This window comes from Duganella aquatilis, assembly GCF_009674565.1.
Taxonomy (GTDB): domain Bacteria; phylum Pseudomonadota; class Gammaproteobacteria; order Burkholderiales; family Burkholderiaceae_D; genus Rugamonas; species Rugamonas aquatilis.
On the sequence record NZ_WKJL01000033.1, the window covers coordinates 26552 to 52505 of the forward strand.

Consider the following 25954-nt stretch of genomic DNA (forward strand, 5'->3'; position numbering starts at 1 on the left):
GTGCAAAAAAATCAAGTCTATCTAAAAAGGTAACCCGGGGCAAACTAAACACATCGCCCGTTGGTTATTCACCACCGGGCGACCGGCTGTCAGCAGCCTTCGAGGGCGGTGCAGAAGTCGTCCAGCAGGTCGGCCGTGTCTTCGATGCCGACCGAGACGCGGATCAGCGATTCGGCGATGCCCATCGAGGCGCGGCGCTCGGCGCCCATCTCGAAGAAGATGGTGTGCGCGACCGGGATGATCAGCGTGCGGTTGTCGCCCAGGTTGGAGGCCGGGATCGCCAGCTGCAGGCGGTTCAGGAAGTCGAAGCAGTCCAGGCCGTCCTTCAGTTCAAAACTCAGCAGCGAGCCGTGCGCGCGGAACAGTTCCGCGCTGATGGCGTGCTGCGGGTGCGACGGCAGGCCCGGGTAGTAGACGGCGGCGACGCGCTCGTCCTTCTCCAGCATCTCGGCCAGCGCCAGCGCATTGGCGGTGGTGCGCTGCATGCGCAGCGCCAGCGTTTCGGCGCCGACGGCGATGTGGTGCGCGGCGTCCGGCGCCAGCGAGGAACCGAAATCGCGCAGCGCCTTGGCGCGGATCTGCGCCAGGCCCCATTGCAGCGGCGCGGCTTTCTTGTAGTTCTCGTAGATGTTCGGGAAGCGCGTCCAGTCGTAGGCGCCGGTGTCGGTCAGGCTGCCGCCCAGCGCGTTGCCATGGCCGCCGATCGACTTGGTCAGGGCGTTGACCACCAGGCCCGCGCCAACTTCCTTCGGCAGGAACAGGTAGGGCGTGGTCATGGTGTTGTCCACCACGTACAGGATGCCGCGCGCCTGGCACAGTGCGCCGATGCGCTTCAGGTCCGCCACTTGCGTGCGCGGATTGGCAATGGTCTCGACAAACACCACGCGGGTGTTCTCGGTGATGGCCGCTTCGACATTGGCGACGTCGGTGGCGTCGACAAACGACACGCCGATGCCCTGGCTCATGGCGGTCTGCCACAGGCTGTTGGTGTTGCCGAACAAGAAGGCCGACGACACCACGTGGTCGCCGGTGCGCAGCAGCGCCTGCACCACGGCGCCGATGGCGCCCATGCCGGTGGCGAAGCAGATCGTGCCGACGCCCTGCTCCATCTTGTTGACCTTGTCTTCCAGGGCCGAGATGGTCGGATTGCCCTGGCGGCCGTAGCGGAAGCCCGGCTCCTTGCCCTGGAACACCGACGCCAGCTGGCGCGCATCCGCATAGCCGAACGCCACCGAAGTGTGGATCGGCTTGTGCAGCGAACCGTGCTCGATGCCTTTCAGGCGGTCGTTGTGCAGGATGGTGGTGGTGAAACCGTAGTTCTTCTTGTCGCTCATGGTTACGCTTCGCTGGCGGCCAGGTTCAGGTTCAGCTGCGAACGGCCGGCGTCTTCCGGCGCCGCGGCCTTGGTCGGGTGGTGGCGTTCGTATTCCAGCTTGTCCAGGTATTCGCGGGTGACGTCGCCGGTGACGTACACGCCGTCGAAGCACGAGGCCTCGAAGCTGGTCAGCGCCGGATTGACGTCCGAGATGGCGCGCTTCAGCGCGTCGATGTCCTGGTACACAAGGGCGTCGGCGGTGATCTCGCGGCACACCTCTTCCACGGTGCGGCCGTGGGCGATCAGCTCGTCGCGGGTCGGCATGTCGATGCCATACACGTTCGGGTAGATCACCGGCGGCGCGGCCGAGGCGAAGATCACTTTCTTGGCGCCCGAGTCGCGCGCCATCTGCACGATCTCGCGGCTGGTGGTGCCGCGCACGATGGAGTCATCCACCAGCAGCACGACCTTGTCCTTGAACTCGTCCGGAATCGCGTTCAGCTTCTGGCGCACGGATTTCTTGCGCGCGGCCTGGCCCGGCATGATGAAGGTGCGGCCGATGTAACGGTTCTTGATGAAGCCTTCGCGGTATTCCACGTTCAGCGCCAGCGCCAGCTGGATCGCGGCCGGACGCGAGGAATCCGGAATCGGCATGACGACGTCGATCTTCATGTCCTTCAGCTCGCGCTTGATTTTCTCGGCCAGGTACTCGCCCATTTTCAGGCGGGTGGCGTAGACCGAGGCGCCGTCGATGACCGAATCGGGACGCGCCAGGTAGACGAACTCGAACACGCAAGGGTTGAGGGTCGGATTGTCGGCGCACTGGCGCGCGTGCAGCTGCTTGTCGTTGTCGATGAACACCGCTTCGCCCGGCGCGATGTCGCGCACGAAGCGGAAGCCCATACCTTCCAGCGCCACCGATTCCGAGGCGATCAGGTATTCGGTGCCTTCCGGGGTTTCATTGATGCCCAGGCACAGCGGACGGATGCCGAACGGGTCGCGGAAGGCCAGCAGGCCGACGCCGGCGATCTGCGCCACGGCAGCATAGCCGCCGCGCACGCGGCGGTGCAGCACGGTCACGGCTTCAAAGATGGTGTCGGCGTCGATCGAGATGTCGACCGTGGCCTTCTGGATTTCGTGGGCCAGCACGTTCAGCAGCACTTCCGAATCGGAATCGGTGTTGATGTGGCGGCGGTCGTTCATGAACATCTCTTTTTTGAGCTGCTCCCAGTTGGTCAGGTTGCCGTTGTGGGCCAGCGTGATGCCGAACGGGGCGTTGACGTAGAACGGTTGCGCTTCTTCCTCGCTCGACGAGCCGGCGGTCGGATAACGGCAGTGGCCGATGCCGGAATTGCCTTGCAAGGTACGCATGTTACGGGTGCGGAACACGTCGCGCACCAGGCCATTGGCCTTGTGCATGGCGAACATGCTGCTGTGATTGGTCGCGATACCTGCCGCATCCTGGCCGCGGTGCTGCAGCAGCAGCAAGGCGTCATACAGCATTTGATTAACAGGTTGATGGGAAACGACGCCGACGATGCCACACATGATGGTGCTCCTGACAGGTACTAAAGATTAAAAACGCAGATTTAAAGAATTCAAAAGTTCACATGCTGCGCCATTGCAGCGGGAAGATAGGCCTTGACCATGCGGGCGCCGGTTTCGGCGGTGGGACTCAAGGCGGCATGCTTCCAAAAATCCTGCTGCGGCAACGAGGTCATCCCGCACAAGATGACGCCGGCCAGCACAATTACAAGGCCGCGGCACACGCCAAACGCCATGCCCAGCAGGCGGTCGAACAGGCTCAGGCCGCCCGCGTCGATCAGGGCGTCCAGCGCCATCGACAGCAGGCCCATCAAAATCCGCGCACCGATAAACAGTGCAATAAAGGCAAGGATCAGCCGCAGCACCTCGCCCGGCACCGCCGCCGGCAGCATCTGCGCCAGCGGCGCGGCGTAGGCGTTGGCGGCGACGAAGGCGACGATCCAGCCGGCCAGCGACAGCACTTCCTTGACCAGGCCGCGCACCACGCCGATGATGACCGACGTGGCCAGCACGAAGATCACCAGGTAGTCGAAAATCGTCACGTCGCGCTGCGGATCAGACGGTTTCCAGGCGGCCTTCCAGGCCCATGCTGCTCAGCTTTGCCTTCACCTTCTCGGCTTCTTCCTTGCTGCTGAACGGCCCCACGCGCACGCGCGTGATGCCGCTCGCGGTTTTCTGCGTGAAGGAGCTGATGCCGGCGTTTTTCAGCTTGGCGCGCAGTTCGTCGGCCTTGGCCTGGTCGCTCAGCGCAGCCACCTGCAGCACGAATTTCTGGCCGTCGGCGGCAGCGGGCGCGGCGCCCTTGCCTTCCAGGATGGCCAGCGCGCGCGCGTCTTCCGACTTGGTGTCCGGCTTGGTGTCCGGCTTGACTGCGGGCTTGGCGTCAGCCGGCTTGGCGGCCTTGGCTTCGGCCAGCTTGCGCTCGGCGTCCTGCTTTTCCTTCAGTTTGGCTTCGGCCTTGGCCTCGGCCAGCTTGCGTTCCTGTTCCTGCTTGTAGTCGGCGTCCTGGCGCGCTTTCAGCTCGCGGTCGGCCTGGGCCTTGGCTTGCGCTTCGGCGCGGGCTTCCGCCTTGGCCTTGGCCTCGTCGGCCTTGGTGGTGTCGACTGCGGCAACTACCGGCGCGGCGGCGGCCGGCGATGGCCTGGCGGCTGGCGCAGGCTTGACGTCGTCGACGATTTCTTCCTTGCTGTCCAGCGCGGCGGACGACGGCACGGCGGCAGGCGCCGGTGCGGGCGCATCGGCGGCGGACGACTTGTCCTTGGATGGGATCTTGATCTCGATATCGGACGACAGCGGCTTCGGCTCGGAATCGAGCAGCATCGGCAGGCCGACGGCGACGCCCAGCGCCAGCATGATGGCGCCCACCAGGCGGCGGCGCGCGCGTTTCTTTTCCGGCAACACCGGATCGTCCTCTTCGCGGTCGCGGCTGCGGCGCTTCGGACCATCGGACGACGAGGCGCGCTTGGAGCGGGCACGTTCGGTCATCGCCTGATCGTCTGCGCTGGTGTAATAACCGCTGTCTTGACCAGCGGTGTCTTGCTTGTTTTTACCGGATTTCGAGAACAAGCCCATGCGTGATTTCAGTCCTGTGCGTTCAGTGGAGTGAGGATTTTCGCGCCGCCATGACACCGGCGACGGTCAGGAAAGATCCAAAGACCACAATTCTATCATCCTCACCGGCCCGGCTGATGGCATTTGCGTACGCGGCGGCCGGATCGTCGAACACATTGATGGTGCGTTCGTCGCGCTCCGGCTGCACCAGTTGCACCTTGGCCGCCAGTTCCGACGCGCTGGCCGAACGCGGCGACGGCAGCGTCGCCAGGCACCAGTGGTCGATGTGCTCGGACATGGCGGCGATGACGCCGTCGATATCCTTGTCCTGCATCGAGCCGAACACGGCGTAGGTGTAGCGGTGGAAGCCCATGTTGCCGAGATTCTGGTTCAGCGCGGCGGCGGCGTGCGGGTTGTGGGCGACGTCGAGGATGATGGTCGGACGGCCCGGCAGCACCTGGAAGCGGCCCGGCAGCTCGACGGTCACCAGGCCGGTGCGCACTTCCTGCGCGCCAACCGGCAGTTCCAGCTTCAGCGCTTCCAGCGCGGCCAGGGCGGCGCAGGCGTTGAGGATCTGGTTGGCGCCGCGCAGGCTCGGGTAGGCCAGCGAATTGCGGCGCTGGCCGCGGCCGCCGTAGCTCCACTGCTGCTTGTCGCCGGAGTAATTGAAATCGCGGCCCATCAGCCACAGGTCGGCGCCGATGGCTTCGGCGTGGTCGATCAGCGACTGCGGCGGCACCGGGTCCGAGCAGATCGCGGTTTTGCCGGCGCGGAAGATGCCGGCCTTCTCGAAGCCGATCTTCTCGCGGGTGTCGCCCAGGTAGTCGGTGTGATCGATGTCGACGCTGGTGACGATGGAGACGTCGGCATCGACGATGTTGACCGCGTCCAGGCGGCCGCCCAGGCCCACCTCCAGGATGACCACGTCCATGCCGGCTTGCGACAGCAGCTTCATGATGGCCAGCGTGGTGAATTCGAAATAGGTCAGCGTGGTGTCGCCGCGCGCAGCCTCGACCGCGTTGAAGGCGGCCACCAGCACGTCATCGCTGGCCAGGTCGCCGTTGACGCGGGCGCGCTCGTTGAAATCGAGGAAGTGCGGCTTGATGTACAGGCCGACTTTATAGCCGGCGCGCAGCAGGATCGATTCCAGCATCGAGCAGGTCGAACCCTTGCCGTTAGTGCCGGCCACCATGATGACCGGGCAGCTGAAGCTCAGCTGCAAGCGTTCCTTGACGGCGAGAACGCGGTCCAGGCCCATGTTGATGACGGTTTCGGCGTGGCGCGATTCAAGCAGCGCAAGCCAGGCGGGCAAAGTAGTTGGGAGGTTCGACATGATGAGACTCTGAAATGAAAACGGCGCGCAGGCCGGATGATATCCGATTGCGCGCCGTAGCGTGTGAGCCGGGCCTGTTTTTAGGCGAGGACTTCCACTGGTTGGTTTTGCAGCAATGCCAGCAGGCGGGCGATTTCTTCGCGCATCTTGCGGCGGTCGACGATCATGTCGACCGCGCCCTTGGTAACCAGGAACTCGGCGCGCTGGAAGCCTTCCGGCAGTTTCTCGCGCACGGTGTTTTCGATCACGCGCGGGCCGGCAAAGCCGATCAGCGCCTTCGGCTCGGCGATCACGACGTCGCCCATGAACGCGAACGAGGCCGACACGCCGCCCATGGTCGGGTCGGTCAGCACGCTGATGAATGGCAGTTTCTTGTCCGACAGCTTGGTCAGCATGGCGGTGGTCTTGGCCATCTGCATCAGCGACAGCAGGCCCTCTTGCATGCGGGCGCCGCCGGTGGCGGTGATGCAAATGAACGGCACTTTCTGTTCCAGGGCCTGTTGCGCGCCGCGCACGAAGCGCTCGCCGACCACGGAACCCATGGAGCCGCCCATGAATTCGAATTCGAAGCACGCCACCACGACCGGCAGGCTCATGATGGAGCCGCCCATGACGATCAGCGCATCGGTCTCGCCGGTGGCTTCCATGGCTTGCTTGAGGCGGTCTGGGTATTTCTTGCTGTCCTTGAACTTCAGCGTATCGACCGGCAGGGTGTCCATGCCGATTTCATAGCGGCCGCCGGCGTCGAACAGGCTGTCGAGGCGTTCGCGGGCGCGGATGCGCATATGGTGGTCGCATTTCGGGCAAACGTGCAGGTTCGACTCCAGGTCGGTGCGGTACAGGACGGCTTCGCACGACGGGCATTTGACCCACAGGCCTTCCGGCATGGTCTTGCGCGCGGCAGCGTCGGAACGCTGGATTCTAGGGGGCAGCAGTTTTTCCAACCAACTCATAAATTCTCCTTGCAGCTAACTCGTGGGCCGAAGTGTAGCCGTTTCCCGCCGCCCTGTCGAACATTGCATTACATTAATTTTGACCTGCCGTCATGGAAAAGGCGGGCCTTTAGAGGTAAACCACTACCTTACGTCAGGCGGATCGTTTTGTTTTTCAAGGTACGTATCCAAATTGTTGCGTTCCTCCAGTGTGGGAAAGCCAATATTAAACTCTTCACCACTCCTGGCAAGCCTCTGTAGAGAAAGCTGGATGACTTTTTCCATTGAAAAACCGTATGACTTTGCAATCTTTTGAAAGTAGGCTATCGAATTAAAATCCAAACGAAAAGTCACCTCCTTACTGAGTTTCTCAAAATAAGGATTCGGGACCGGCTTAGCCTTGGAGAAGTCATATTCCTTACGCATTTCGCTTAATCCTCATAATATTGTTTCCGTTCAGATTTTGATGCTTGTCGGGCTGAGAAGATTCGCACGGCATCATTGCTCGGATAGCAATGGATCACCAATAGCAGCACCTGCCGTAGTTGGCTCTGGGCCAAGAGTTGATATCGATCTTCCGAGCCGGAGTGCTCGGGGTCCACCCATAATTTGGCATATGGATTCTGAAAGGCATCCATAGCCTCATTGAAGCTCACGCCATGCTTGCGCAGGTTGGCTTTGGCTTTGCGGGGATCCCAGGTGAAGCGCACGACCGCTCCCTTTCAACATAGCGAGTACTTAACTATGTATCAAGGTGAGCAGTCGGGATTTGCAGGACGTCAGGCGTCGAGGGCGGTGCGGATGGAGGTGGTGAAGGCTTGGACTGCGGCCACTGCGCCGTCTTTGCCGGCGCTTTCGATTTCCTGGATGATGCGGCTGCCGATGACGACCGCGTCAGCCACTTCGGCCACGGCGCGCGCCGTGGCGCCGTCGCGGATGCCGAAGCCTACGCCGACCGGCAATTTCACGTGCTTGCGGATCGCCGTCAGGCGCTGCGCCACATCGACCACGTCGATATTGCCGGCGCCCGTCACGCCCTTCAGCGAGACGTAGTAGCTGAAGCCGCCGCCCACCTTGGCCACCTGCGAAATGCGTTCCTCGGTCGAGGTCGGCGCCAGCAGGAAGATCAGGTCCAGCTCGGCCGCGCGCATGGCGGCGGCGAACTCTTCGCATTCTTCCGGCGGATAATCCACCACGATCGCGCCATCCGCCCCCACCGCCACCGATTGCTCGATGAAGGCCTGCGGGCCGATACGCTCGATCGGATTCGCATAGCCCATCAGCACCACCGGCGTGGTCTGGTTGGTCTTGCGGAACTCCGCCACGTAGCCGAACACATCGCGGATGCCGACGCCGTTGGCCAGCGCCCGCTCGCAGGCGCGCTGGATCACCGGGCCTTCGGCCATCGGATCGGAAAACGGCACGCCCAGCTCGATGATGTCGGCGCCGCCGGCCACCAGCGCATGCATCAGCGGCACGGTCGATTCCTTGCCCGGATCGCCGGCGGTGATGAACGTGACGAGCGCGGTCTTGTTGTGCGCCTTCAGGGCGCTGAAAGTTGCTGCAATCTTGGACATTGTCGGTTTCCTTAGTTGAAGTTCAGACCCATACGCTCTGCGACCGTATGCATGTCCTTGTCACCGCGGCCCGACAGGTTGGCCAATACAATCTTATCTTTCGGCAGCGTGGCCGCCAGCTTGGCCGCATAGGCCAGGGCGTGCGAAGACTCCAGCGCCGGAATGATGCCCTCGATATGGCAGCAATCGTGGAAAGCCTGCAGCGCTTCCTCGTCCGTGATCGACACGTACTGGGCGCGGCCGCTGTCCTTCAGGTAGGAGTGCTCCGGCCCCACGCCCGGATAATCCAGGCCTGCCGACACCGAATGCGTCTCGATGATCTGGCCGTTCTCGTCCTGCAGCAGATAGGTGCGGTTGCCGTGCAACACGCCCGGATAACCCTTGGTCAGCGAGGCCGCGTGCTTGTCGCCGTCCAGCCCCTCGCCCGCCGCTTCCACGCCAATCAGCTTCACATCCTTCTGGTCGATATACGGATAGAAGATGCCCATGGCGTTGGAACCGCCGCCGATGCAGGCCAGCACATAGTCCGGCTGACGGCCAGTCATCTCCGGCATCTGCACCAGGCATTCCTCGCCGATCACCGACTGGAAGTCGCGCACCAGCATCGGATACGGATGCGGGCCGGCCACGGTGCCGATGATGTAGAAGGTGTTTTCAATATTGGTGACCCAGTCGCGCATCGCTTCGTTGAGCGCGTCCTTCAAGGTCTTGGAGCCGGATTCGACCGGCACAACGGTCGCGCCCAGCAGCTTCATGCGGTAGACGTTCTGCGCCTGGCGCTTGACGTCCTCGCTGCCCATGTACACCACGCACTCCAGGCCGAAGCGCGCGCAGATGGTCGCGGTGGCCACGCCGTGCTGGCCGGCGCCGGTCTCGGCGATGATGCGCGGCTTGCCCATGCGCTTGGCCAGCAAGGCCTGGCCGATGACGTTGTTGATCTTGTGCGCGCCGGTGTGGTTCAGGTCTTCGCGCTTGAAGTAGATCTGTGCGCCGCCAGCCTGTTCGGACCAGCGCTTGGCGTGGTAGATCGGCGACGGCCGGCCGACAAAGTGCTTCAGCTCGTAGCGGAATTCTTCGAGGAATTCGGGATCTTTGCTGTAGCGCTCGTAGGCCTCGTTGAGCTCGGCCAGCGCGTAGGTCAGCGTTTCGGCGACGAAGCTGCCGCCGTAAGGGCCAAAGTGACCTTTGGCGTCAGGAAGTGGGTAGTCCTTGGCGTGAAACAGAGGTTTCATGGATGTGTTCTCTTTCGATAGTGGTATCGCCTGCCCGCACCGCCGCGACAAAGTCGGCGATCTTGCGGGCATCCTTGATCCCCTTGGCCGCTTCGACACCGGAACTGATGTCGACAGCGTAGGGGCGTACACCGACCACCGCGTCAGTCGCGTTGTGTACGCTCAAGCCACCACTTAAAACGACCCGAGGCGCGAGATCTTTTGGAATGAGAGACCAATCAAAACCCTTTCCTGCGCCACCGTAGGCGTCCACGTAAGTATCCAGCAACAGGCGGGTGAACAATGGACTGGCGGCGCGGTTTGCCTGCTCGTATTCTAGCAGTTCATCCGGGGCTGTGTCAGGTTTGACGCGGAACACTTTCAGGAACTGGCGGTTGGCGGCGGCGGCAATGGCGGCAGCTTCGTTGATCGTTTCATCGCCGTGCAGTTGTATTAACGACACGGGGGCGATGCGCACCACGGCCGCGACTTCTTCCGGCGTGGCGTTGACAAACAGGCCGACCGTGGTGATGAATGGCGGCACGGTGCGGATCAGTTCGGCGGCGCGTTCGGGCGTGACGTAGCGCGGGCTTTTTGGATAGAACACGAAACCAATCGCATCCGCGCCGGAGGCCACGACGGCCTGCACGTCTTCCTCGCGGGTCAGGCCGCAGATTTTGATACGGGTACGCATGCTCATCCTTTAAAACCAGGGCAAGGCGCTGGTGGTTTCCAGCGGCAGTCCCCATTTTTCGTCGTAGTCGATTTTAGCCAGGTATAACCCGTCCGGCATGAAGGTTGGCGCGGCCAGTTGGCGGTTCTTTGCTTCCAGCAGTTCGCCCATCCAGCTGACGTCTTCCCGCCCCTGGCCAATATAAACCAATGACCCGACCAGGTTGCGCACCATGTGGTGCAGGAAGGCGTTGGCCTTCAGCGTGAACACGATCAGCTCGCCATGGCGGCGGATCTGGATGTCGTGCATCAGCTTGACCGGCGACTTGGCCTGGCAATGCGCGGCGCGGAAGGTGGTGAAGTCCTGCCAGCCCAGCAGCGGCTTGACCGCCTCCTGCATGCGCGCCACATCCAGCGGGCGATGGTAGAAACCGGCCCGCCCGTTCAGCAGCGGCGAACGCGTATGGTGGTTGTACAGCACGTAGTGATAGGTGCGGGCGCGGGCGCTGAAGCGGGCGTGGAAGAAATCGTCCACGGCGGGATCGCCTTCCAGCTCCTTGGCCCAGCGCACGCCGATCGACGGCGGCAGGAAGGCGTTGATGCCGCGCACCCAGGCATGCGGCAAACGGTCGAGGTCGGTATCGAAGTGCACCACCTGCTCGGAGGCGTGCACGCCGGCGTCGGTGCGGCCGGCGCAGGTGGTGGCCAGCGGCACGGTGGCGAACTCCAGCAGCGCCTGCTCCAGCTTGTCCTGCACCGTCAGGCCATGGTCCTGCTTCTGGTAGCCATGCCATGCCTGGCCGTCGTACTGGAGACCGATTGCTATCCGTTTCACTACTGCCCAATCCAAAAGTCTGAATCGGCCATTATATAACGGCCGGACCTTATCCCAGCTGGGCCTTCATGGCATTGGCCTTGGCAACCTGCTCGTCGTTACCGCCGCGCAGCACTTCGTCCAGCAGCTCGCGCGCACCTTCCTTGTCGCCGATTTCCTGGTAGGCCACCGCCAGGTCCAGCTTGGTATCCATCTCCATGTGCAGGGCCGACAGCGGTTCGTTGCTGGCCGGCGCGGCGGCGGCCGGCGCTTCGGTGTCGGCGCCGAAGCTGCCGAGGTCGAGGTCGATGCTGGACAGGTCGAATTCCTGTGCGGCCGGGGCCGGCGCTGGGGCGATGGTTTCAACGTCGCCCGGCAGGTCCAGCGTGGTCTCGAAGTCCAGCGGCGTCGCTTCCTTCGGCGGCTCGGTGAAGGCCGGCACTTCCGGAATGTCGAAGCCGGCCAGGTCCAGGTCGAGCGGATCGCTGACGGCGGTCAGTTCCTGGGCTGCGGCCGGCGCAGGCGCCGGGGCCGGGCTAGGCAGGTCGAGGCCGAAGTCCATGCTCATGTCGTCGGCTTCCGCTGCCGGCGCCGGCATTTCAATCGCCGGCGATGGCGCGGCGACCGGCTCGAAGCTCAGGCCGCCCAGGTCGAAGTCCATCAAGTTGTTGTCGGCGGCAACCGACGCTGGCGACACGCTGGCGTCCGCCGCTTGCGGCAGCGCGGTTTCCTGATCGGCCGCGCCAAAATCGGCGCCGAAGTCCGGGCTGTGGGAGATCGGCGCGGAACGCACCGCATCCTGGCTCAGGTCGAAGTCCAGCGGCGCCGGTGCGGCCGGCGCCTCGGCGGCGAAGGTGTTGCCGTAGTCGCTGCCGAAGTCCGATGCGGCGGCGGCACCCGCGGCCACGGCGGCGGTGGCCACCGGCGCGGTGGCGAAGCCTTCCTGCGGGCCTTCGCTATACAGCGGATTGGTCGGGTCCAGCGCCTTGCCCATGGCGGCGGCCTGCTCCCACTCGTCGCCCTGGCCGCGCGTTTGCGCGTACAGCTCGGAAGCCTGGGTTTCAAAGGCGCGCGCATCCTTGCGGGCCGAGTAGATTTCCAGCAGTTTCAGGCGGACGGCGTGGCGCTCCGGATGGGTGCGCAGCGCTTCTTTCAGGATTTCTTCCGCCTGGGCATCGCGGCCGTAGGCGATGTAGACGTCGGCTTCCGCCACCGGATCGACTTCATTGGTGTCCAGCTGGCTGGCCGACGGCGCGAAGTTGGAGTTGAACACGCTGTTGTTGGTGTCGATGCTCTGGCCGCCCGCTTCGGCGATCAGCGGCTGCGGCGGCGGCATGGCGGTATCGCCCAGGATCGACGGCTCGTACTGCGGCACCACGAATTTCTTGCGGCGGCGCGAGGACATGATGCCCAGCGCGCCGGCCAGCACCGCCACGGCGGCCAGGCCGACGTAGGTGATGTTGTCCATCAGCGTTTCGAACAGGCTAGGCTCGGCGATACGCTTCGGCGGCAGCACCGGCGTGCGTTTCGGCTTGTCGGCGACCGGCGCCGGGACCGACGCTGCGGCCGATGCCGATGCCGAAGCCGAGGCAGCAGGCTTTTTCACCTCGGACGCCGTCTTGCTCTTCAACGCCATCAGCTTTTCCAGGTCGTTGACGTTCTTTTCCAGTTCCTTGACGCGGGCGGCCGCCTCGTCCACCTGCTTCTGTTTGGCGATCTTGTCTTCTTCCGCCGCCACGCCGGTCTTGCCGGCCTGCGGCGCGGCGGTGGTGCCCTTGGACAGCGTCAGCTTGTCGGTGGCGGTGTTGGCGGCGTTCGGTTTTTCTTCCACCTTGGCGGTGATCTTGCCCGACACGTTCTGCGTCGGATCGGCTTCCTTGGCCGGCGTTGCGGCGGCCACCTGGCCGGCCAGCTTGGCGCGGTAGGCGTTGAAGTCGGCCGCGTGCGCGACCACCACGCCGTGCGCCTCGCTCTCGCTGCCGACAGCACGGATCTGCTCGCTATCCGGCACGGCCAGGATCTGGCCCGATTTCAGGCGATTCATGTTCTTGCCGCTAAAGGCTTCCGGATTGGCGCGGTACAAGGCAACCAGCATGGTATCCAGCGACACGTCGACCGGCTTGACCTGGCTGGCGATGCGGGTCAGGTTGTCGCCGCGCTTGACGGTGTATTCCTCGGCGCTGGCCTTGGCCGGTGCGGCCGCTGCGGCTGGCGCGGCGGCAGGCGCACGCGTCGGCGCAGGCTGGGCGGCGGCAGGCGCTGGCGCTGCGGCCGGCGCGCGGTTGCTGACATCCACCGGCGCCGTCACTTGCGGCGCCTGCGTGGCGCGCAGGTCCGGCGGGTCCAGCAGGAAGGTATATTCGCGCACCAGGCGACCGCCGTTCCAGGTCAGTTCCAGCAGCATGTCGACGAAGGGCTCGTTGATGGCCTGGCTGGAGCTGACCTTGATGATCTGGCGGCCGTTGCGCTGCTCGACGTCAAAACGCAACGCCGACAGCGCCGGATTGAAGTCGATATTGGCGCTGCGGAAGGCGTCGGCCGGCGCCAGCTTGGCCACCAGGCCGTTGGCTTCTTCGGCGGAGACGGCGGTCAATTCGATTTCCGCCCGCAGCGGCTGGCCCAGCGAGGACAGGACGGTCAGCTTGCCCAATCCGGCCGCATTGGCCGTGGCGGCCATCAGCACCGCGCTGGCGACTGCGCTGGTGAGAGTTTTCAACGCAAACGAAACAACGCGGGGGCGATTTTGTACAGGCATAGTGGGGCGGTTCTTATGGTTGTCAGTTGGAAAATGTTACTTTCCCAGATATATCAACATAACATCCTGCACAAGCGCGTGCAAGCTTTACACTACTTTAAACGTAAAAAAGGGATTTCTCCTATGAGAACACATAGGAAAATCCCCTTCTCTTACAACGATGCCGCTGCCGGAATCGTCGTCTGAAGCTTACTGGTCCAGCACGATGCGCAGCATGCGGCGCAGCGGTTCGGCCGCGCCCCACAGCAGCTGGTCGCCCACGGTGAAGGCCGACAGGTACTCCGGTCCCATGCTCATCTTGCGCAGGCGGCCGACCGGAATCGTCAGGCTGCCGGTGACGGCGGCCGGCGACAGGTCCTTGACCGACGCTTCACGCGTGTTCGGCACCACCTTGGCCCACTGGTTGGCCGAGGCGATGATGTCGGTGATCTCGTCCAGCGGCACATCCTTGTTCAGCTTGATGGTCAGCGCCTGCGAGTGGCAGCGCATGGCGCCGATGCGCACGCACAGGCCGTCGACCGGAATCGCCTTGGAACCGAAGTCCGCGCCCAGGCCGAGGATCTTGTTGGTCTCGGCGCCGCCCTTCCATTCTTCCTTCGACTGACCGTTGCCCAGGTCCTTGTCGATCCACGGGATCAGGTTGCCGGCCAGCGGCGCGCCGAACTGCTTGATCTCTTCCGGCGACAGGCCGTGCTGGGTGGCCAGCACCTGGCGGTCGATTTCCAGGATGGCCGAGGCCGGGTCGTCCAGCAGCGGCTTGACGGCGGCGTTGATGGTGCCGAACTGGGTCAGCAGTTCGCGCATGTGCTGCGCGCCGCCGCCCGAGGCGGCCTGATAGGTCATCGAGGTCATCCAGTCGACCAGGCCGTGCTGGAACAGGCCGCCCAGGCCGATCAGCATGCAGGACACGGTGCAGTTACCGCCGATGAAGTTCTTCACGCCCTTGCCCAGCGCGTCCTTGATGACGTGCATATTGACCGGGTCCAGCACGATGACCGCGTCTTTTTCCATGCGCAGGGTCGATGCGGCATCGATCCAGTAGCCGTTCCAGCCGGCCGCGCGCAGTTTCGGGAACACTTCGGTGGTGTAGTCGCCGCCCTGGCACGAGATGATGATCTCGCACTTTTTCAGTTCGTCGATATCGGTGGCGCTTTTCAGCTTGGTTTCGTTCTTGGCCATTGCCGGCGCGTTGCCGCCCGGATTAGACGTCGTGAAGAACACCGGTTCGATGTGGGCGAAATCACCCTCTTCCTGCATGCGCTGCATCAGGACCGAACCCACCATACCGCGCCAACCTACCAGACCTACGAGTTTCATTTTGCTCTTCCTTGTCTATGAATTTTTATGCGAGTGCCTTGACGACCGCGTTGCCCATCTCTTCGGTGCCCACCTTGGTGGTGCCCTCTTCGTAGATGTCGACGGTGCGCAGGCCCTGGGCCAGCACTTTCTTGACGGCGTTCTCGATGCGGTTCGCCTGTTCCTGCTTGTTCAGCGAATAGCGCAGCATCATCGCGGCCGACAGGATGGTCGCCAGCGGATTGGCGATGCCCTTGCCGGCGATGTCCGGCGCCGAACCGTGCGACGGCTCGTACAGGCCCTTGTTGTTGGCGTCCAGCGAGGCCGACGGCAACATGCCGATCGAACCGGTCAGCATGGCCGCCGCGTCGGACAGGATGTCGCCGAACATATTGCCGGTGACGATGACGTCGAATTTCTTCGGCGCGCGCACCAGCTGCATGGCGGCGTTGTCGACGTACATGTGGTCCAGCGCGACGTCCGGGTATTCCTTGTGCACGTCGGTGACGATGTCCTTCCAGAACTGGAAGGTCTCCAGCACGTTGGCCTTGTCGACCGAGGTCAGGCGCTTGTCGCGCTTTTGCGCGGCCTGGAACGCCACGTGGGCGATGCGACGGATTTCACCTTCGGCATAGCGCATGGTGTCGAAACCTTCGCGCTGGCCTTTGAACGGGCCGTCCGGGCATTCGCGCACGCCGCGCGGCTGGCCGAAGTAGATGTCGCCGGTCAGTTCGCGCACGATCAGGATGTCCAGGCCGGAAACGATTTCCGGCTTCAGGGTCGAGGCGTTGGCCAGTTCCGGATACAGGATGGCCGGGCGCAGGTTGCCGAACAGGCCGAGGTTCTTGCGCAGGCCCAGGATGGCCTGCTCGGGACGCAGCGGCCGCTCCAGCGTGTCGTACTTCCAGTCGCCGACGGCGCCGAACAGCACGGCGTCCGCTTCCTTGGCCAGCTTCAGCGTGGCGTCCGGCAGCGGATGGCCGCTGGCCTCGTAGCCGGCGCCGCCGACCGGCGCGGTTTCCATTTCAAATGATTCGCCCAGCACATTCAGGACCTTGACGGCCTGTGCGACGATTTCCGGGCCGATGCCGTCGCCCGGGAGGATTGCGATTTTCATGTCTTTTATCTTTAGATGACGTTAGCCAACCATGGTTGGGTTGCCAGATGACGCGCTTCGTATTCGCGGATGGTGTCGGCGTGACGCAGCGTCAGGCCGATATCGTCGAGGCCGTTCATCAGGCAGTATTTGCGGAAGGCGTCGATCTCGAAGGGATAGGAGACGCTGCCGTTGCTGGTGGAAATGCGCTGCTGCTCAAGGTCGACCACCAGTTTGTATCCGGGGAAGGCCTTGACTTCGTTGAACAGATGATCGATCTGCGCTTCAGTTAAGACGATGGGCAGCAAGCCGCTCTTGAAACAGTTGTTGAAGAAGATGTCGGCAAACGACGGCGCCACCACGGCGCGGAAGCCGTACTGGTCCAGCGCCCACGGCGCGTGCTCACGCGAGGAGCCGCAGCCGAAGTTCTTGCGGGTCAGCAGGATCGAGGCGCCCTGGTAGCGCGGCTCGTTCAGCACGAAGTCCGGATTCAGCGGACGCTTGCTATTGTCCATGCCCGGTTCGCCGTGGTCCAGGTAACGCCATTCGTCGAACAGGTTGGGGCCGAAGCCGGTGCGGTGGATGGACTTCAGGAACTGCTTCGGAATGATGGCGTCGGTATCGACATTCGCGCGGTCCAGCGGCGCGACCAGTCCTTCATAAATCGTAAATTTTTCCATGATGCTTCATAAGTGTGCCGCGCGGCGTGGCCGCGCGGCCGGGTCAGGTCTCAATGGCCCGCGGCGCCCTGCACCGCCTGGCCGGCTTTCTGTACATCCTTGCCCATGCCGGCGATGGTGTTGCAGCCGGTGATAGCGATAGCGAGGAGAGTCAGAGCGAACAGTTTTTTCATGGTGGTTCCCGATGGATAATGGGTGTTAGTGCAATGCGCGCACGTCAACGAAATGGCCGGCGATACCGGCTGCCGCGGCCATGGCGGGAGACACCAGATGGGTGCGTCCGCCCTGGCCTTGGCGTCCTTCAAAATTACGGTTGGAAGTCGAGGCGCAGCGCTCGCCCGGTTCCAGGCGGTCGGCGTTCATCGCCAGGCACATCGAGCAGCCCGGCTCGCGCCATTCGAAACCGGCATCCTTGAAGATGCGGTCCAGGCCTTCACGTTCGGCCTGCTCCTTGACCAGGCCGGAGCCCGGCACCACCAGCGCCAGCTTGACGTTGGAGGCGCGCTGCTTGCCGCGCACCACGGCGGCGGCGGCGCGCAGGTCTTCGATACGCGAGTTGGTGCAGGAGCCGATGAACACCTTGTCGATGCGGATGTCTTCGATGGCCGTGTTCGGCTTCAGGTCCATATACACCAGCGCCTTTTCCATGGCGCTGCGCTTGACGCTGTCCTTCTCGTGGTCCGGGTCCGGCACGCGGCCGTCGACCGGCAGCACCATCTCGGGCGAGGTGCCCCAGGTGACCTGCGGCTTGATCTCGGCGGCGTTCAGCGTCACCACCAGGTCGAACTTGGCGCCCGGATCGGTGTGCAGCGTGCGCCAGTAGGCCACCGCCATGTCCCAGTGCGGACCGGCCGGCGAGAACGGACGGCCCTTGACGTAGTTGATGGTGGTGTCGTCGACGCCGATGATGCCGGCGCGCGCGCCGGCCTCGATCGCCATGTTACAGACGGTCATGCGGCCTTCCATCGACAGCGCGCGGATGGCCGAGCCGCCGAACTCCATACAGTAGCCGGTGCCGCCGGCGGTACCGATCTTGCCGATGATGGCCAGCACGATGTCCTTGGCGGTGACGCCGGCCGGCAGCGCGCCGTTGACTTCGACCAGCATGGCTTTCGATTTCTTCTGCAGCAGCGTCTGGGTGGCCAGCACGTGCTCCACTTCCGAGGTGCCGATGCCGTGCGCCAGCGCGCCGAAGGCGCCGTGGGTCGAGGTGTGAGAGTCGCCGCAGACCACGGTCATGCCCGGCAGGGTCGCGCCCTGCTCCGGGCCGATCACGTGGACGATGCCCTGGCGCTTGTCGTTCATGTTGAAGTAGGTCAGGCCGTAGGACTTGGCGTTCTTGTCCAGCGTTTCGACCTGCAGGCGCGAGACCGGATCGGCGATGCCGTCGGCGCGCGAAGTGGTCGGCACGTTGTGGTCGGCGACCGCCAGGTTGGCCGACAGGCGCCATGGCTGGCGGTTGGCGGCGCGCAGGCCGTCGAAGGCCTGCGGGCTGGTGACTTCGTGCACCAGGTGACGGTCAATATACAGGATGGTGGTGCCGTCCTCTTCGGTACGGACCACATGGGATTCCCAGAGTTTGTCGTAAAGCGTCTTCATGATGTCTTTTTGGTACTGCTACTATTATCCAACTTGATTATGCCATATTGTGCAATGCAATAGCAGCCACCGCGGTCCAGCCTCTTGAGCCCGACGCCTTCTGCCCATCCATCCACTTGGTACGGCCCCTGTATTCTGTACTGCGAAAAAAAAGCCTGCGTGAACGCAGGCTTTTGGTCTTTCTGGTCCGAGTCTGCTGAGACTCAGGCCGCCATGCGTACACTACCTCGACAACCGTCCATTAGGAACGATAGGCCCACCACTAGCACCAGCTCGCCCTCGGCGGAGCGCGCCGTGCCGGTAATGCCCTCGACGGTAATCGCGGTCATCGGCTTGATCACCAGGTCGGCCGTGCCATCGACCGCTTCCACGGCCAGGATGTACGGCTGTGGCGCCGAGACAACAATCCCCACCTTCTCGCGGCAGCTGTCGTAGCCCAGCGAGTCGGCCAGCGAACGCACCGGCAGCGGACGGCCCTGGTCTTTCAGCACCGGGGCGCCGCCCACTTCCATGAACACTTCCGGCAGCTCGACCACGCGCTGCACCACGGCCATCGGCAGCGCCAGCGCGGCGCCCGAGGTCGAGACCAGCATGGTCGGCACGATCGACAGCTCGATCGGCAGGCGGATCGAAAACTTGGTGCCCTTGCCCAGCTCGGACTCGATCTGGATCGCGCCGCGGTTTTTCTCCACGGCGGTCTTCACCACATCCATGCCGACGCCGCGGCCGGACACGCTCGATGCCACTTCCTTGGTCGAGAAACCCGGCAAGAATACCAGCTGCAGGCAATCGTCGGTGGACAACTGCGCCGATTCCGAGATCAGGCCTTTCTGCAGCGCCTTCTGGCGCAGGCGTACCGGGTCCATGCCCTTGCCGTCATCCTGCAGCACGATCATGACGCTGTTGGCTTCCTGCCATGCCTTGAGCTGGATGAAGGACTTGATCGGCTTGCCGGCAATCGCGCGTTCTTCCGGCGTTTCGACGCCGTGGTCCAGCGAGTTGCGCAGCATGTGCACCAGCGGATCGTACAGCGAATCCACAACCACGCGGTCGACTTCGGTTTCCGCGCCTTCGATGTCCAGTTCGACTTCCTTGCCGAGGTCGCGCGCCAGTTCGCGCACCAGGCGCGGGAATTTCTGGAACAGGCGGCCGACCGGCTGCATGCGGGTCGCCAGGGTGGCGCGCTGCAGTTCGGTGGAGTAGCGCGACGCGCGTTCCAGCGTTTCCGCCAGCGTCGCCATCAGCGTCTGGGCCTGGCCTTCGAATTTGAATTGCAGCAGGCGCTCCAGCAGCACGGCGGCCTGGTTGGCGGCCTGCACCGATTCGCCGGCCACTTCCAGCAACGCGTCCAGCTTGACGGCGTCGATACGGATCGACTCTTCCTTGGCCGGCGCGCTTTGCGGACGTTCTTCGCGTTTCTCGGCGGCTTCGCGCGGTTTCGGCGCCACCTGCACGGCGGCGGCCACGGCGGCGATTTCAGCGGCCGGCACCGGCGCCGACGGCGCGGCGGACGGCGCCGGCGCGGAGCGGGTGTAGCTACCGGCCGGCATCACGGCTTCGTACATGCCTTCCCAGTCCAGGCCGTCCGGCGACGACACCGCCGCGGCCACCGCGACCGGTGCGGCAGCGACGGCGGCCGGCGCTGGCGCCGGGGCGGCGGCCGGCTTGGCCGGCGCCGAATCGGTCTTGCCGGCGATGGCGTCGTTCAGCAGGGTTTCCAGGCTGGCCGGCAGCGCCGGCAGGCTGCTCGGCTCGGCGCCGTTGTTCAGTTCGGCCAACTGGTCGGCCACGAAGCCCGAGGCCTGCAGCGCCGCTTCGATCGACAGCGGGGTCACCGGCGCGGCGCCGGTGCGCAGGGCGTCGAACAGATTTTCGGTCAGGTGGCAGGCGGTGACCATCGCCGGCAGGCCCATGAAACCGGCGCCGCCCTTGATGGTATGGAAGGAGCGGAACACCGCATTCAGCGTTTCTTTATTGTCCGGGTCGCGTTCGAGGCGCAGCAGGTGCTCCTCGACATTGACCGCCAGATCCATCGCCTCGACGACGAAATCCTTCAGCATATCGTCCATTAGAACCCCAGATCGGCAAGAAGATCGTCAACACTATCCTGATTCAGCGCCACGGTCGGAGCCGACGGGCCGGACATCAGGGACACTTCTTTCTGTGCGATCTTCTCCTTGACCGCCGGCGGCGCATTGTCGCGCAGCAGCGTCGCCAGTTCACTCTCGACAGTCTTGGTGATGTTCACGACTTTCTTGATCAGCTGACCGGTGATGTCCTGGAAGTCCTGCGCCATCATGATGTCCAGCAGGCGGGCTTTTTCGGTCTCGGTCGCGGCCGACACGGCAATGGCGAACTGCTGCGCGTCGCCGGCCAGCTGCTTGAACTGATCCAGACTGAGTTTGCCCGCGAACAGGTCGGCCCAGCGGTTTTCCATGTCCTTCGACTGCTTCGACAAGGTGTCTTGGTCGGGCATCGCCTCGTCCAGCGTGTTGAGCACCTTGTTGGCGGCCTGCTCGGTCAGCGTGGCGACGTATTCCAGTCGGTCCTGGGCGTCGTTGATCTGGGTCGACGCCTCGGTCAGCGCCTTGTCGTAGCCCAGTTCGCGCAGCGAGTCGTGCAGCAGACGCACGATGCCGCCCAGGCGTTCGAACATGGCCTTGTCTTCCTTCGGCTCGCCGTCGCCGTCACCCTCGGCCGCGGCAGCGGCGGGTGCGGCACTGGCGGCGGTCGGCGCGGCGTCGGCCGGGCGCGCGGCGGCGACTTCTTCAAACAGGCTTTCCAGGTCATCTTCTGCACTGGCGGCCGGGGCTGGCGCAGCCGCTGGAGCAGGCGCTGCGGTCTTGCTCTGAGCGGACACTTCTTCAAATAAGGCGTCGAAATCGTCAGCGGCGTTAGTCATAATCCCTGCTTCTCCATATTGATAAATTTACTGCCCTAAACTTGCTGTATTTGGAGATACTAACATTGGATAGATCGCCGGGGGACGGTCCATGACACAAAAGTAGTGCTTTAGTGCAAAAAAAAGGTGTAAAACGCATAAAAGCCCACACCCTGCCGCACGGGATAAAGCGCTTTTATTTGATAAACATCAAGTCTTTCTATACTGTCAATAATGTAAATCGGGACTACAATGAAGCACGGAGTTGATCTGAAAGGAGGTTCATCATGTACCGCAAAATCCTGATCACCACCGACGGTTCGGCCGTCTCCAGCAAGACCGCCTGCGCCGGCGTGCAGTTCGCCGAACAGCTCGGCGCCGAGGTGCTGGCGCTGTTCGTGGCGCCCGAATACCAGTACCCGATCTACGTCGAAATCATCCCGCCCAGCTATCCCAGCGAAACCGAATACCGCGCCGCCATGCAGCGCGCCGGCAAGCAGCACACCCAGGACGTGGCCGACTCCTGCGCCCGGCGCGGCGTGCGCTGCGAGGCGCTGACCGCCTTCCACGAAAGTGCCGCGCTGAAAATCGTCGACGTCGCGCAACAGCATGGCTGCGACCTGATCTTCATGGGATCGCACGGCCGCAGCGGCTGGGGCCAGCTGCTGCTGGGCAGCGTCACCAACAAGGTGTTGCAACACTCCAAAATTCCGGTGCTGGTGCACCGCCTGATCAAGGAACCTGGCAGCAAATAACATCCCATGGGCCGCACTTTGTAGTAAGATCATAAGGTTGATTCAAAAATAATAATACTTACTATTAATCATTTTTGGAGCGGCCCCTCCATGATACGAATCGTGATTGCGGATGACCACACCATTATGCGCGAAGGCCTCAAGCGCATCCTCGACGGCGCGCCCGACATCGACATCGTCGGCGAAGCGATCGACGGTTTCGAAGTTCTCGGCCACGTACGCCAGGGCGGCTTCGACCTGCTGCTGCTGGACCTGTCCATGCCGGGCCGCAGTGGCGTCGACCTGATCCGCCAGATCAAGGCCGAGGCGCCCAAGCTGGCGATCCTGATCCTCACCATGCACGAGGAGGAGCAGTACGCGGTGCGCGCCATCCGCGCCGGCGCCCAGGGCTATCTGACCAAGGAAAGCGCCGGCACCCAGCTGGTGGGGGCGATCCGCAAGGTGGCTTCCGGCCGCCCCTACATCAGCACCGAGGTGGCCGAGCAGCTGGCCCTGAACATCATGATGCCGCACGAATCGCTGCTGCATAAACAGCTGTCGGACCGCGAGTTCGAAGTGTTCTCGCTGCTGGTGGCGGGCCGCTCGATCACCGAGATCGCCAACAGCCTGCATCTGAGCGTGAAGACCGTCAGCACCCACAAAACCCGCATCATGCAGAAAATGGGCATGAGCTCGCTGTCGGAAATGGTGCAATACGCGGTCGCGCACCGGCTGCTGTCCCCTTTCAAGACCTGATAACAGGCTCGTGAGTAGGACTACTCCTACAAAGATTAGCCCGGCTCCTACCTTTAGATTCAGCCATTGCTGATATCTATCCGCTCACTGTGTTGGCATACTGAAACCATACCGTCCAGATACCTGCCCACAGGAGACCACCATGCTGTCTACGCAAACGTCTGAAATTCGCCCGGCCACGACGACGCTGCAATCGTCGTCGATGGAAGCCGGCCGCCAGCGTCAAGGGCGGCTCTGGTCGAACCTCAAGGAAGTCTGCGACCTGCTGCACATTCCGGCGGCCAATTCCATCGCCAACGAGGAACTGCTGTTCCAGCACGTGCAGTTCAAGACCGGCCAGCGCATCCACACCATCGGCCAGCCGTTCGACACGCTGTACATCGTCAACTCCGGCTTCCTGAAAACCGTGCTGATCGACGAATACGGCAACGAGCAGGTGCTCAGCTTCCCGATGAAGGGCGACATGCTGGGCGTGGACGGCATCCACACCCGCCACTATTCGTCGGAGGCGGTGGCGCTGTCCGATTGCGACCTGATCCTGCTGCCATTCAAGAAGCTGACCGCGCTCGGCCGCATCCACCTGGAGCTGGAAAACATGATGTACGGCGTCATGAGCCGCGAGCTGGTGCGCGAGCAGGCGATGATCGGCATGCTGGGTGCGCTCAGCGCCGAAGCCCGCGTGGCGCGCTTCCTGGTGGCGCTGGCCGAGCGCTTCGCCCAGATGGGCTATTCCAGCAAGCTGTTCAACCTGCGCATGACGCGCCACGAGATCGGCAGCTACCTGGGCCTGACGCTGGAAACCGTCAGCCGCACGCTGTCGGCGTTCAACGAGATCGGCCTGATCAGCGTCGACCAGCGCACCATCGGCATCAAGGATCCCGAAGCCCTGAAAACCTTGCGCCGCCTGCCGCCATCGCGCACGCGGGGCAAGCCCGCCACCGGCAAGTCCAAGGGTGGCGACACCGTACCGTCCGGCCAGTTGCTGGCGGCTTTGTAGTAACTTTGTAGTCACTACCTCCCGCATTACCCAGCCTTGGGCCCGGTTTATGACCGGGCCGTTTTTTTATCTTTTTTATCTCCGTTACAACGAAAAACCGCAGAAAAACGCTTGCATTCCATCGCGCCTTCCACAATAATGAATGCAAATACGAATCATTCTTATTTATGGAGAACCAGACGATGATCACCACTACCCCTGCAATGCCGCCAGCCATCGCTGCCCACCCTGTCAACGCCGCCGTGCAGGCGGTCAAGCCGGTCAAGCGCGTCAGCAGCGCCGGCCTGATGGATGGCGGCCGCGAGCTGGAAATCGAACATGGCGGCCGCGTGTATCGCCTGCGTATCACCCAGCTCAACAAACTGATTCTGACCGCGTAAGCAACGATTAACTGTGCGTTAAAGGGCGCCGCCGCGCCCACTCTCCCCCTGAGTAGCCAGCCATGCCGCCAGCCAAACTCTCTTTACCGAACCAGGAGCGTCTGATGGCCATCGAACATAGCAACCCGATTTTCCTCGCCCCATCGCATGGCGGCCACAATCCCGAACTGATGCTGTCGGCCGTGCTGCATCTGATGTCGCACTACACCGCCGGCAGCGACGACGCGGGCGGCTGCGTCAAGCTGGCCTCGGTCATCGAGCGTCACCTGAAGGCGCTGGCCAGCCTGCCCGACCTGGCGCCGGTGCTGAGCGCCACCTGCGCGCAGCTGTCGGAACAGTGGGCCAGCGAGGTGGAGCGCAATATCCACGAGCAGGAAAAAACCAACTTCCTCAGCCGCATCATGGCGCGTGCGCGCACCGTGCCGTCGGTGGCCTGAGCGGAGTTGTCGACCATGTGCGAGAAACACGATCCCTTGGCGGCCATCATCGCCGCCGCCATGCCGCAAGTGGCCGGACCGGTGGCCAGCCCGAGCCCGCGTCCGGCCGAACCGTCCAAGCAGGTCATCAAACCGGTGATCAACAACGTCATGAGCGTGCTGGGCGGCCAGGATGCGCAAGCGTCGCGCCGCCGCCGGCTGTGGGAACTGGGCCATGCCTGCCACTGCCCGCTGGTCGGCGTCGGCTTCCCGCTGGGCGTGCTGCGCAAGCTGGTCGACAAGGTCACCAACGGCAAGGTAGTGGCGGACGACTATGAAGTGCACGTCGGCGCGGTGACCGAATGCGCCAGCCGCAACCGCCTGTCCGAAGCGCTGCAAAAGGAGCTGGAGCGCCGCTATGCGCCGGTGCTGCTGCGCTTCCGCAACGCCAAGAGCACCGAACAGGTGGCCGACCTGTGGCGCACGGCCGTCAACAACGGCGACGTCGCCGGCGCCTTCTGGGCCGGCCTGACGCATCCGCGCTGCACCTCCGAGCTGGAAGAACAGATGTGCCGCGACCTGCACATGGTGCAGCACCAGGCCGGCGCCTGCGTGCGTGCCGACATCACCAAATTCAACGCCACGCTGGAAGAAAACAAGCGCCTGGCGCACGACCTGGCCAAGAGCCAGCAACGCGCCGCCGCGCTGATGGCGGAAAAAACCGCCGACGCCGAAAGGCACGCCGCCCAGCTGATGCAGCTGCGCGCGCAAGTGGTGGGCAAGGACAGCATGATCGACTCCGTCAAGGTCGAGCTGGAACAGCTGAGGCTGTCGATCCCCGGCCTGGAATCGCGCGCCAAGCTGGCCGACCGTCTGGGCCAGATGGAAGAGCGCGAACGCGCGATGCGCAACCAGATCGCCGAGCTGAAGCTGGAACTGGCGCGCGCCGCCGAAGCGCCGGCCGCCGCGCCGCCGCAGGAAGCGGCCCGCCAGGTGGTCGAACATGTGATGAAAATGCCGCTGCGCCTGAGCGACCGCGCGGTGCTGTGTGTGGGCGGACGCAACGGCAACGTCGCCAGCTACCGCGAGCTGATCGAGCGCGAAGGCGCGCAATTCGCGCACCACGATGGCGGGCTGGAAGACAACGCCAACCGCCTCGAAGCGAGCCTGGCCGCGGCGGACCTGGTGATTTGCCAGACCGGCTGCATCAGCCACAGCGCCTACTGGCGCGTCAAGGACTACTGCAAGCGCAACGGCAAGCGCTGCGTCTTCATCGACAACCCAAGCATCTCCAGCCTCGCCCGAGGCCTGGAACAAGCCGGCGCCGAATAACTCCGGGGTCAGTTCTGCCAATCGCACACGAGCCCTGCCGTAGCGGCTGCTACGGCAGGGCTCGTGTGCGATTGGCAGAACT

26 protein-coding genes are annotated in these 25954 nt (G+C 63.5%); 6 read left to right on the forward strand and 20 right to left on the reverse strand.

What is annotated here, in order from left to right:
* Positions 1–89: 89 nt before the first annotated feature.
* The 20 genes from GJ698_RS27225 to GJ698_RS27320 form a co-directional block, all read right to left on the reverse strand.
* On the reverse strand, positions 90–1334 hold the full coding sequence (locus tag GJ698_RS27225) for a cystathionine gamma-synthase family protein (protein ID WP_154361005.1): 1245 nt from the start codon (positions 1332–1334) through the stop codon (positions 90–92).
* 2 nt (positions 1335–1336) lie between these two features.
* A complete protein-coding gene (purF, locus tag GJ698_RS27230; RefSeq protein WP_154361006.1) occupies positions 1337–2863 on the reverse strand; it encodes an amidophosphoribosyltransferase in 1527 nt (508 codons plus the stop codon).
* Positions 2864–2913: 50 nt separating this feature from the next.
* Positions 2914–3402, reverse strand: coding sequence for a CvpA family protein (locus GJ698_RS27235; RefSeq protein ID WP_371865453.1), 489 nt, complete (start codon positions 3400–3402; stop codon positions 2914–2916).
* Between the two features lie 13 nt (positions 3403–3415).
* Positions 3416–4345, reverse strand: a complete 930-nt coding sequence (locus tag GJ698_RS27240) for an SPOR domain-containing protein (protein WP_307766674.1) — start codon at positions 4343–4345, stop codon at positions 3416–3418.
* Positions 4346–4454: 109 nt separating this feature from the next.
* Positions 4455–5744 carry a bifunctional tetrahydrofolate synthase/dihydrofolate synthase gene (gene folC, locus GJ698_RS27245; protein ID WP_154361008.1) on the reverse strand — a complete coding sequence of 430 codons (1290 nt, stop codon included), beginning with the start codon at positions 5742–5744 and terminating at the stop codon, positions 4455–4457.
* 80 nt (positions 5745–5824) lie between these two features.
* Complete coding sequence (gene accD / locus GJ698_RS27250) at positions 5825–6697, reverse strand: acetyl-CoA carboxylase, carboxyltransferase subunit beta (RefSeq protein WP_154361009.1); 873 nt, start codon at positions 6695–6697, stop codon at positions 5825–5827.
* A 123-nt stretch (positions 6698–6820) separates the two neighbouring features.
* Complete coding sequence (locus GJ698_RS30700; protein WP_208023889.1) at positions 6821–7102, reverse strand: antitoxin; 282 nt, start codon at positions 7100–7102, stop codon at positions 6821–6823.
* 5 nt (positions 7103–7107) lie between these two features.
* Positions 7108–7386, reverse strand: coding sequence for a BrnT family toxin (locus GJ698_RS27260; RefSeq protein ID WP_371865454.1), 279 nt, complete (start codon positions 7384–7386; stop codon positions 7108–7110).
* A gap of 69 nt (positions 7387–7455) precedes the next feature.
* Entirely contained in the window at positions 7456–8253 is a 798-nt protein-coding gene (gene trpA / locus GJ698_RS27265) for a tryptophan synthase subunit alpha (RefSeq protein ID WP_154361010.1), read from the reverse strand.
* A gap of 11 nt (positions 8254–8264) precedes the next feature.
* Positions 8265–9485, reverse strand: a complete 1221-nt coding sequence (gene trpB / locus GJ698_RS27270; protein ID WP_154361011.1) for a tryptophan synthase subunit beta — start codon at positions 9483–9485, stop codon at positions 8265–8267.
* Positions 9445–10164, reverse strand: a complete 720-nt coding sequence (locus GJ698_RS27275; RefSeq protein WP_154361012.1) for a phosphoribosylanthranilate isomerase — start codon at positions 10162–10164, stop codon at positions 9445–9447. The genes trpB and GJ698_RS27275 overlap by 41 nt, the downstream gene beginning before the upstream one ends.
* A 3-nt stretch (positions 10165–10167) precedes the next feature.
* Positions 10168–10971, reverse strand: a complete 804-nt coding sequence (gene truA / locus GJ698_RS27280; protein WP_371865455.1) for a tRNA pseudouridine(38-40) synthase TruA — start codon at positions 10969–10971, stop codon at positions 10168–10170.
* A 49-nt stretch (positions 10972–11020) separates the two neighbouring features.
* The gene (locus GJ698_RS27285; RefSeq protein ID WP_307766675.1) at positions 11021–13666 is read right to left on the reverse strand and encodes a motility hub landmark protein FimV; all 2646 of its coding nucleotides are present in this window, start codon (positions 13664–13666) and stop codon (positions 11021–11023) included.
* A 228-nt stretch (positions 13667–13894) separates the two neighbouring features.
* On the reverse strand, positions 13895–15022 hold the full coding sequence (gene asd, locus GJ698_RS27290) for an aspartate-semialdehyde dehydrogenase (RefSeq protein WP_154361015.1): 1128 nt from the start codon (positions 15020–15022) through the stop codon (positions 13895–13897).
* Positions 15023–15047: 25 nt separating this feature from the next.
* Entirely contained in the window at positions 15048–16118 is a 1071-nt protein-coding gene (gene leuB / locus GJ698_RS27295; RefSeq protein WP_154361016.1) for a 3-isopropylmalate dehydrogenase, read from the reverse strand.
* An 11-nt stretch (positions 16119–16129) separates the two neighbouring features.
* Positions 16130–16777, reverse strand: a complete 648-nt coding sequence (gene leuD / locus GJ698_RS27300) for a 3-isopropylmalate dehydratase small subunit (protein WP_154361017.1) — start codon at positions 16775–16777, stop codon at positions 16130–16132.
* Positions 16778–16827: 50 nt separating this feature from the next.
* Complete coding sequence (locus tag GJ698_RS27305; RefSeq protein WP_154361018.1) at positions 16828–16950, reverse strand: entericidin A/B family lipoprotein; 123 nt, start codon at positions 16948–16950, stop codon at positions 16828–16830.
* Positions 16951–16975: 25 nt separating this feature from the next.
* A complete protein-coding gene (gene leuC / locus GJ698_RS27310) occupies positions 16976–18379 on the reverse strand; it encodes a 3-isopropylmalate dehydratase large subunit (protein WP_371865456.1) in 1404 nt (467 codons plus the stop codon).
* 200 nt (positions 18380–18579) lie between these two features.
* The gene (locus GJ698_RS27315; protein WP_154361020.1) at positions 18580–20445 is read right to left on the reverse strand and encodes a chemotaxis protein CheA; all 1866 of its coding nucleotides are present in this window, start codon (positions 20443–20445) and stop codon (positions 18580–18582) included.
* On the reverse strand, positions 20445–21278 hold the full coding sequence (locus GJ698_RS27320; protein ID WP_154361021.1) for a protein phosphatase CheZ: 834 nt from the start codon (positions 21276–21278) through the stop codon (positions 20445–20447). Before GJ698_RS27320 ends, GJ698_RS27315 begins: the two co-directional genes overlap by 1 nt.
* A gap of 266 nt (positions 21279–21544) precedes the next feature.
* On the opposite strand from GJ698_RS27320, the gene GJ698_RS27325 reads away from it, so the two are divergent.
* The 6 genes from GJ698_RS27325 to GJ698_RS27350 all read left to right on the forward strand — a co-directional run bounded on the left by GJ698_RS27325 (position 21545) and on the right by GJ698_RS27350 (position 25872).
* Entirely contained in the window at positions 21545–22012 is a 468-nt protein-coding gene (locus GJ698_RS27325; RefSeq protein WP_154361022.1) for a universal stress protein, read from the forward strand.
* Positions 22013–22102: 90 nt separating this feature from the next.
* The gene (locus GJ698_RS27330; protein ID WP_090176109.1) at positions 22103–22747 is read left to right on the forward strand and encodes a response regulator; all 645 of its coding nucleotides are present in this window, start codon (positions 22103–22105) and stop codon (positions 22745–22747) included.
* Positions 22748–22949: 202 nt separating this feature from the next.
* Positions 22950–23744, forward strand: coding sequence for a Crp/Fnr family transcriptional regulator (locus tag GJ698_RS27335; protein ID WP_154361029.1), 795 nt, complete (start codon positions 22950–22952; stop codon positions 23742–23744).
* 182 nt (positions 23745–23926) lie between these two features.
* Entirely contained in the window at positions 23927–24124 is a 198-nt protein-coding gene (locus GJ698_RS27340; RefSeq protein ID WP_208023386.1) for a hemin uptake protein HemP, read from the forward strand.
* Positions 24125–24228: 104 nt separating this feature from the next.
* Positions 24229–24561, forward strand: coding sequence for a hypothetical protein (locus tag GJ698_RS27345; RefSeq protein WP_154361023.1), 333 nt, complete (start codon positions 24229–24231; stop codon positions 24559–24561).
* Positions 24562–24576: 15 nt separating this feature from the next.
* Entirely contained in the window at positions 24577–25872 is a 1296-nt protein-coding gene (locus GJ698_RS27350; RefSeq protein WP_154361024.1) for a DUF2325 domain-containing protein, read from the forward strand.
* Positions 25873–25954 lie beyond the last annotated feature (82 nt).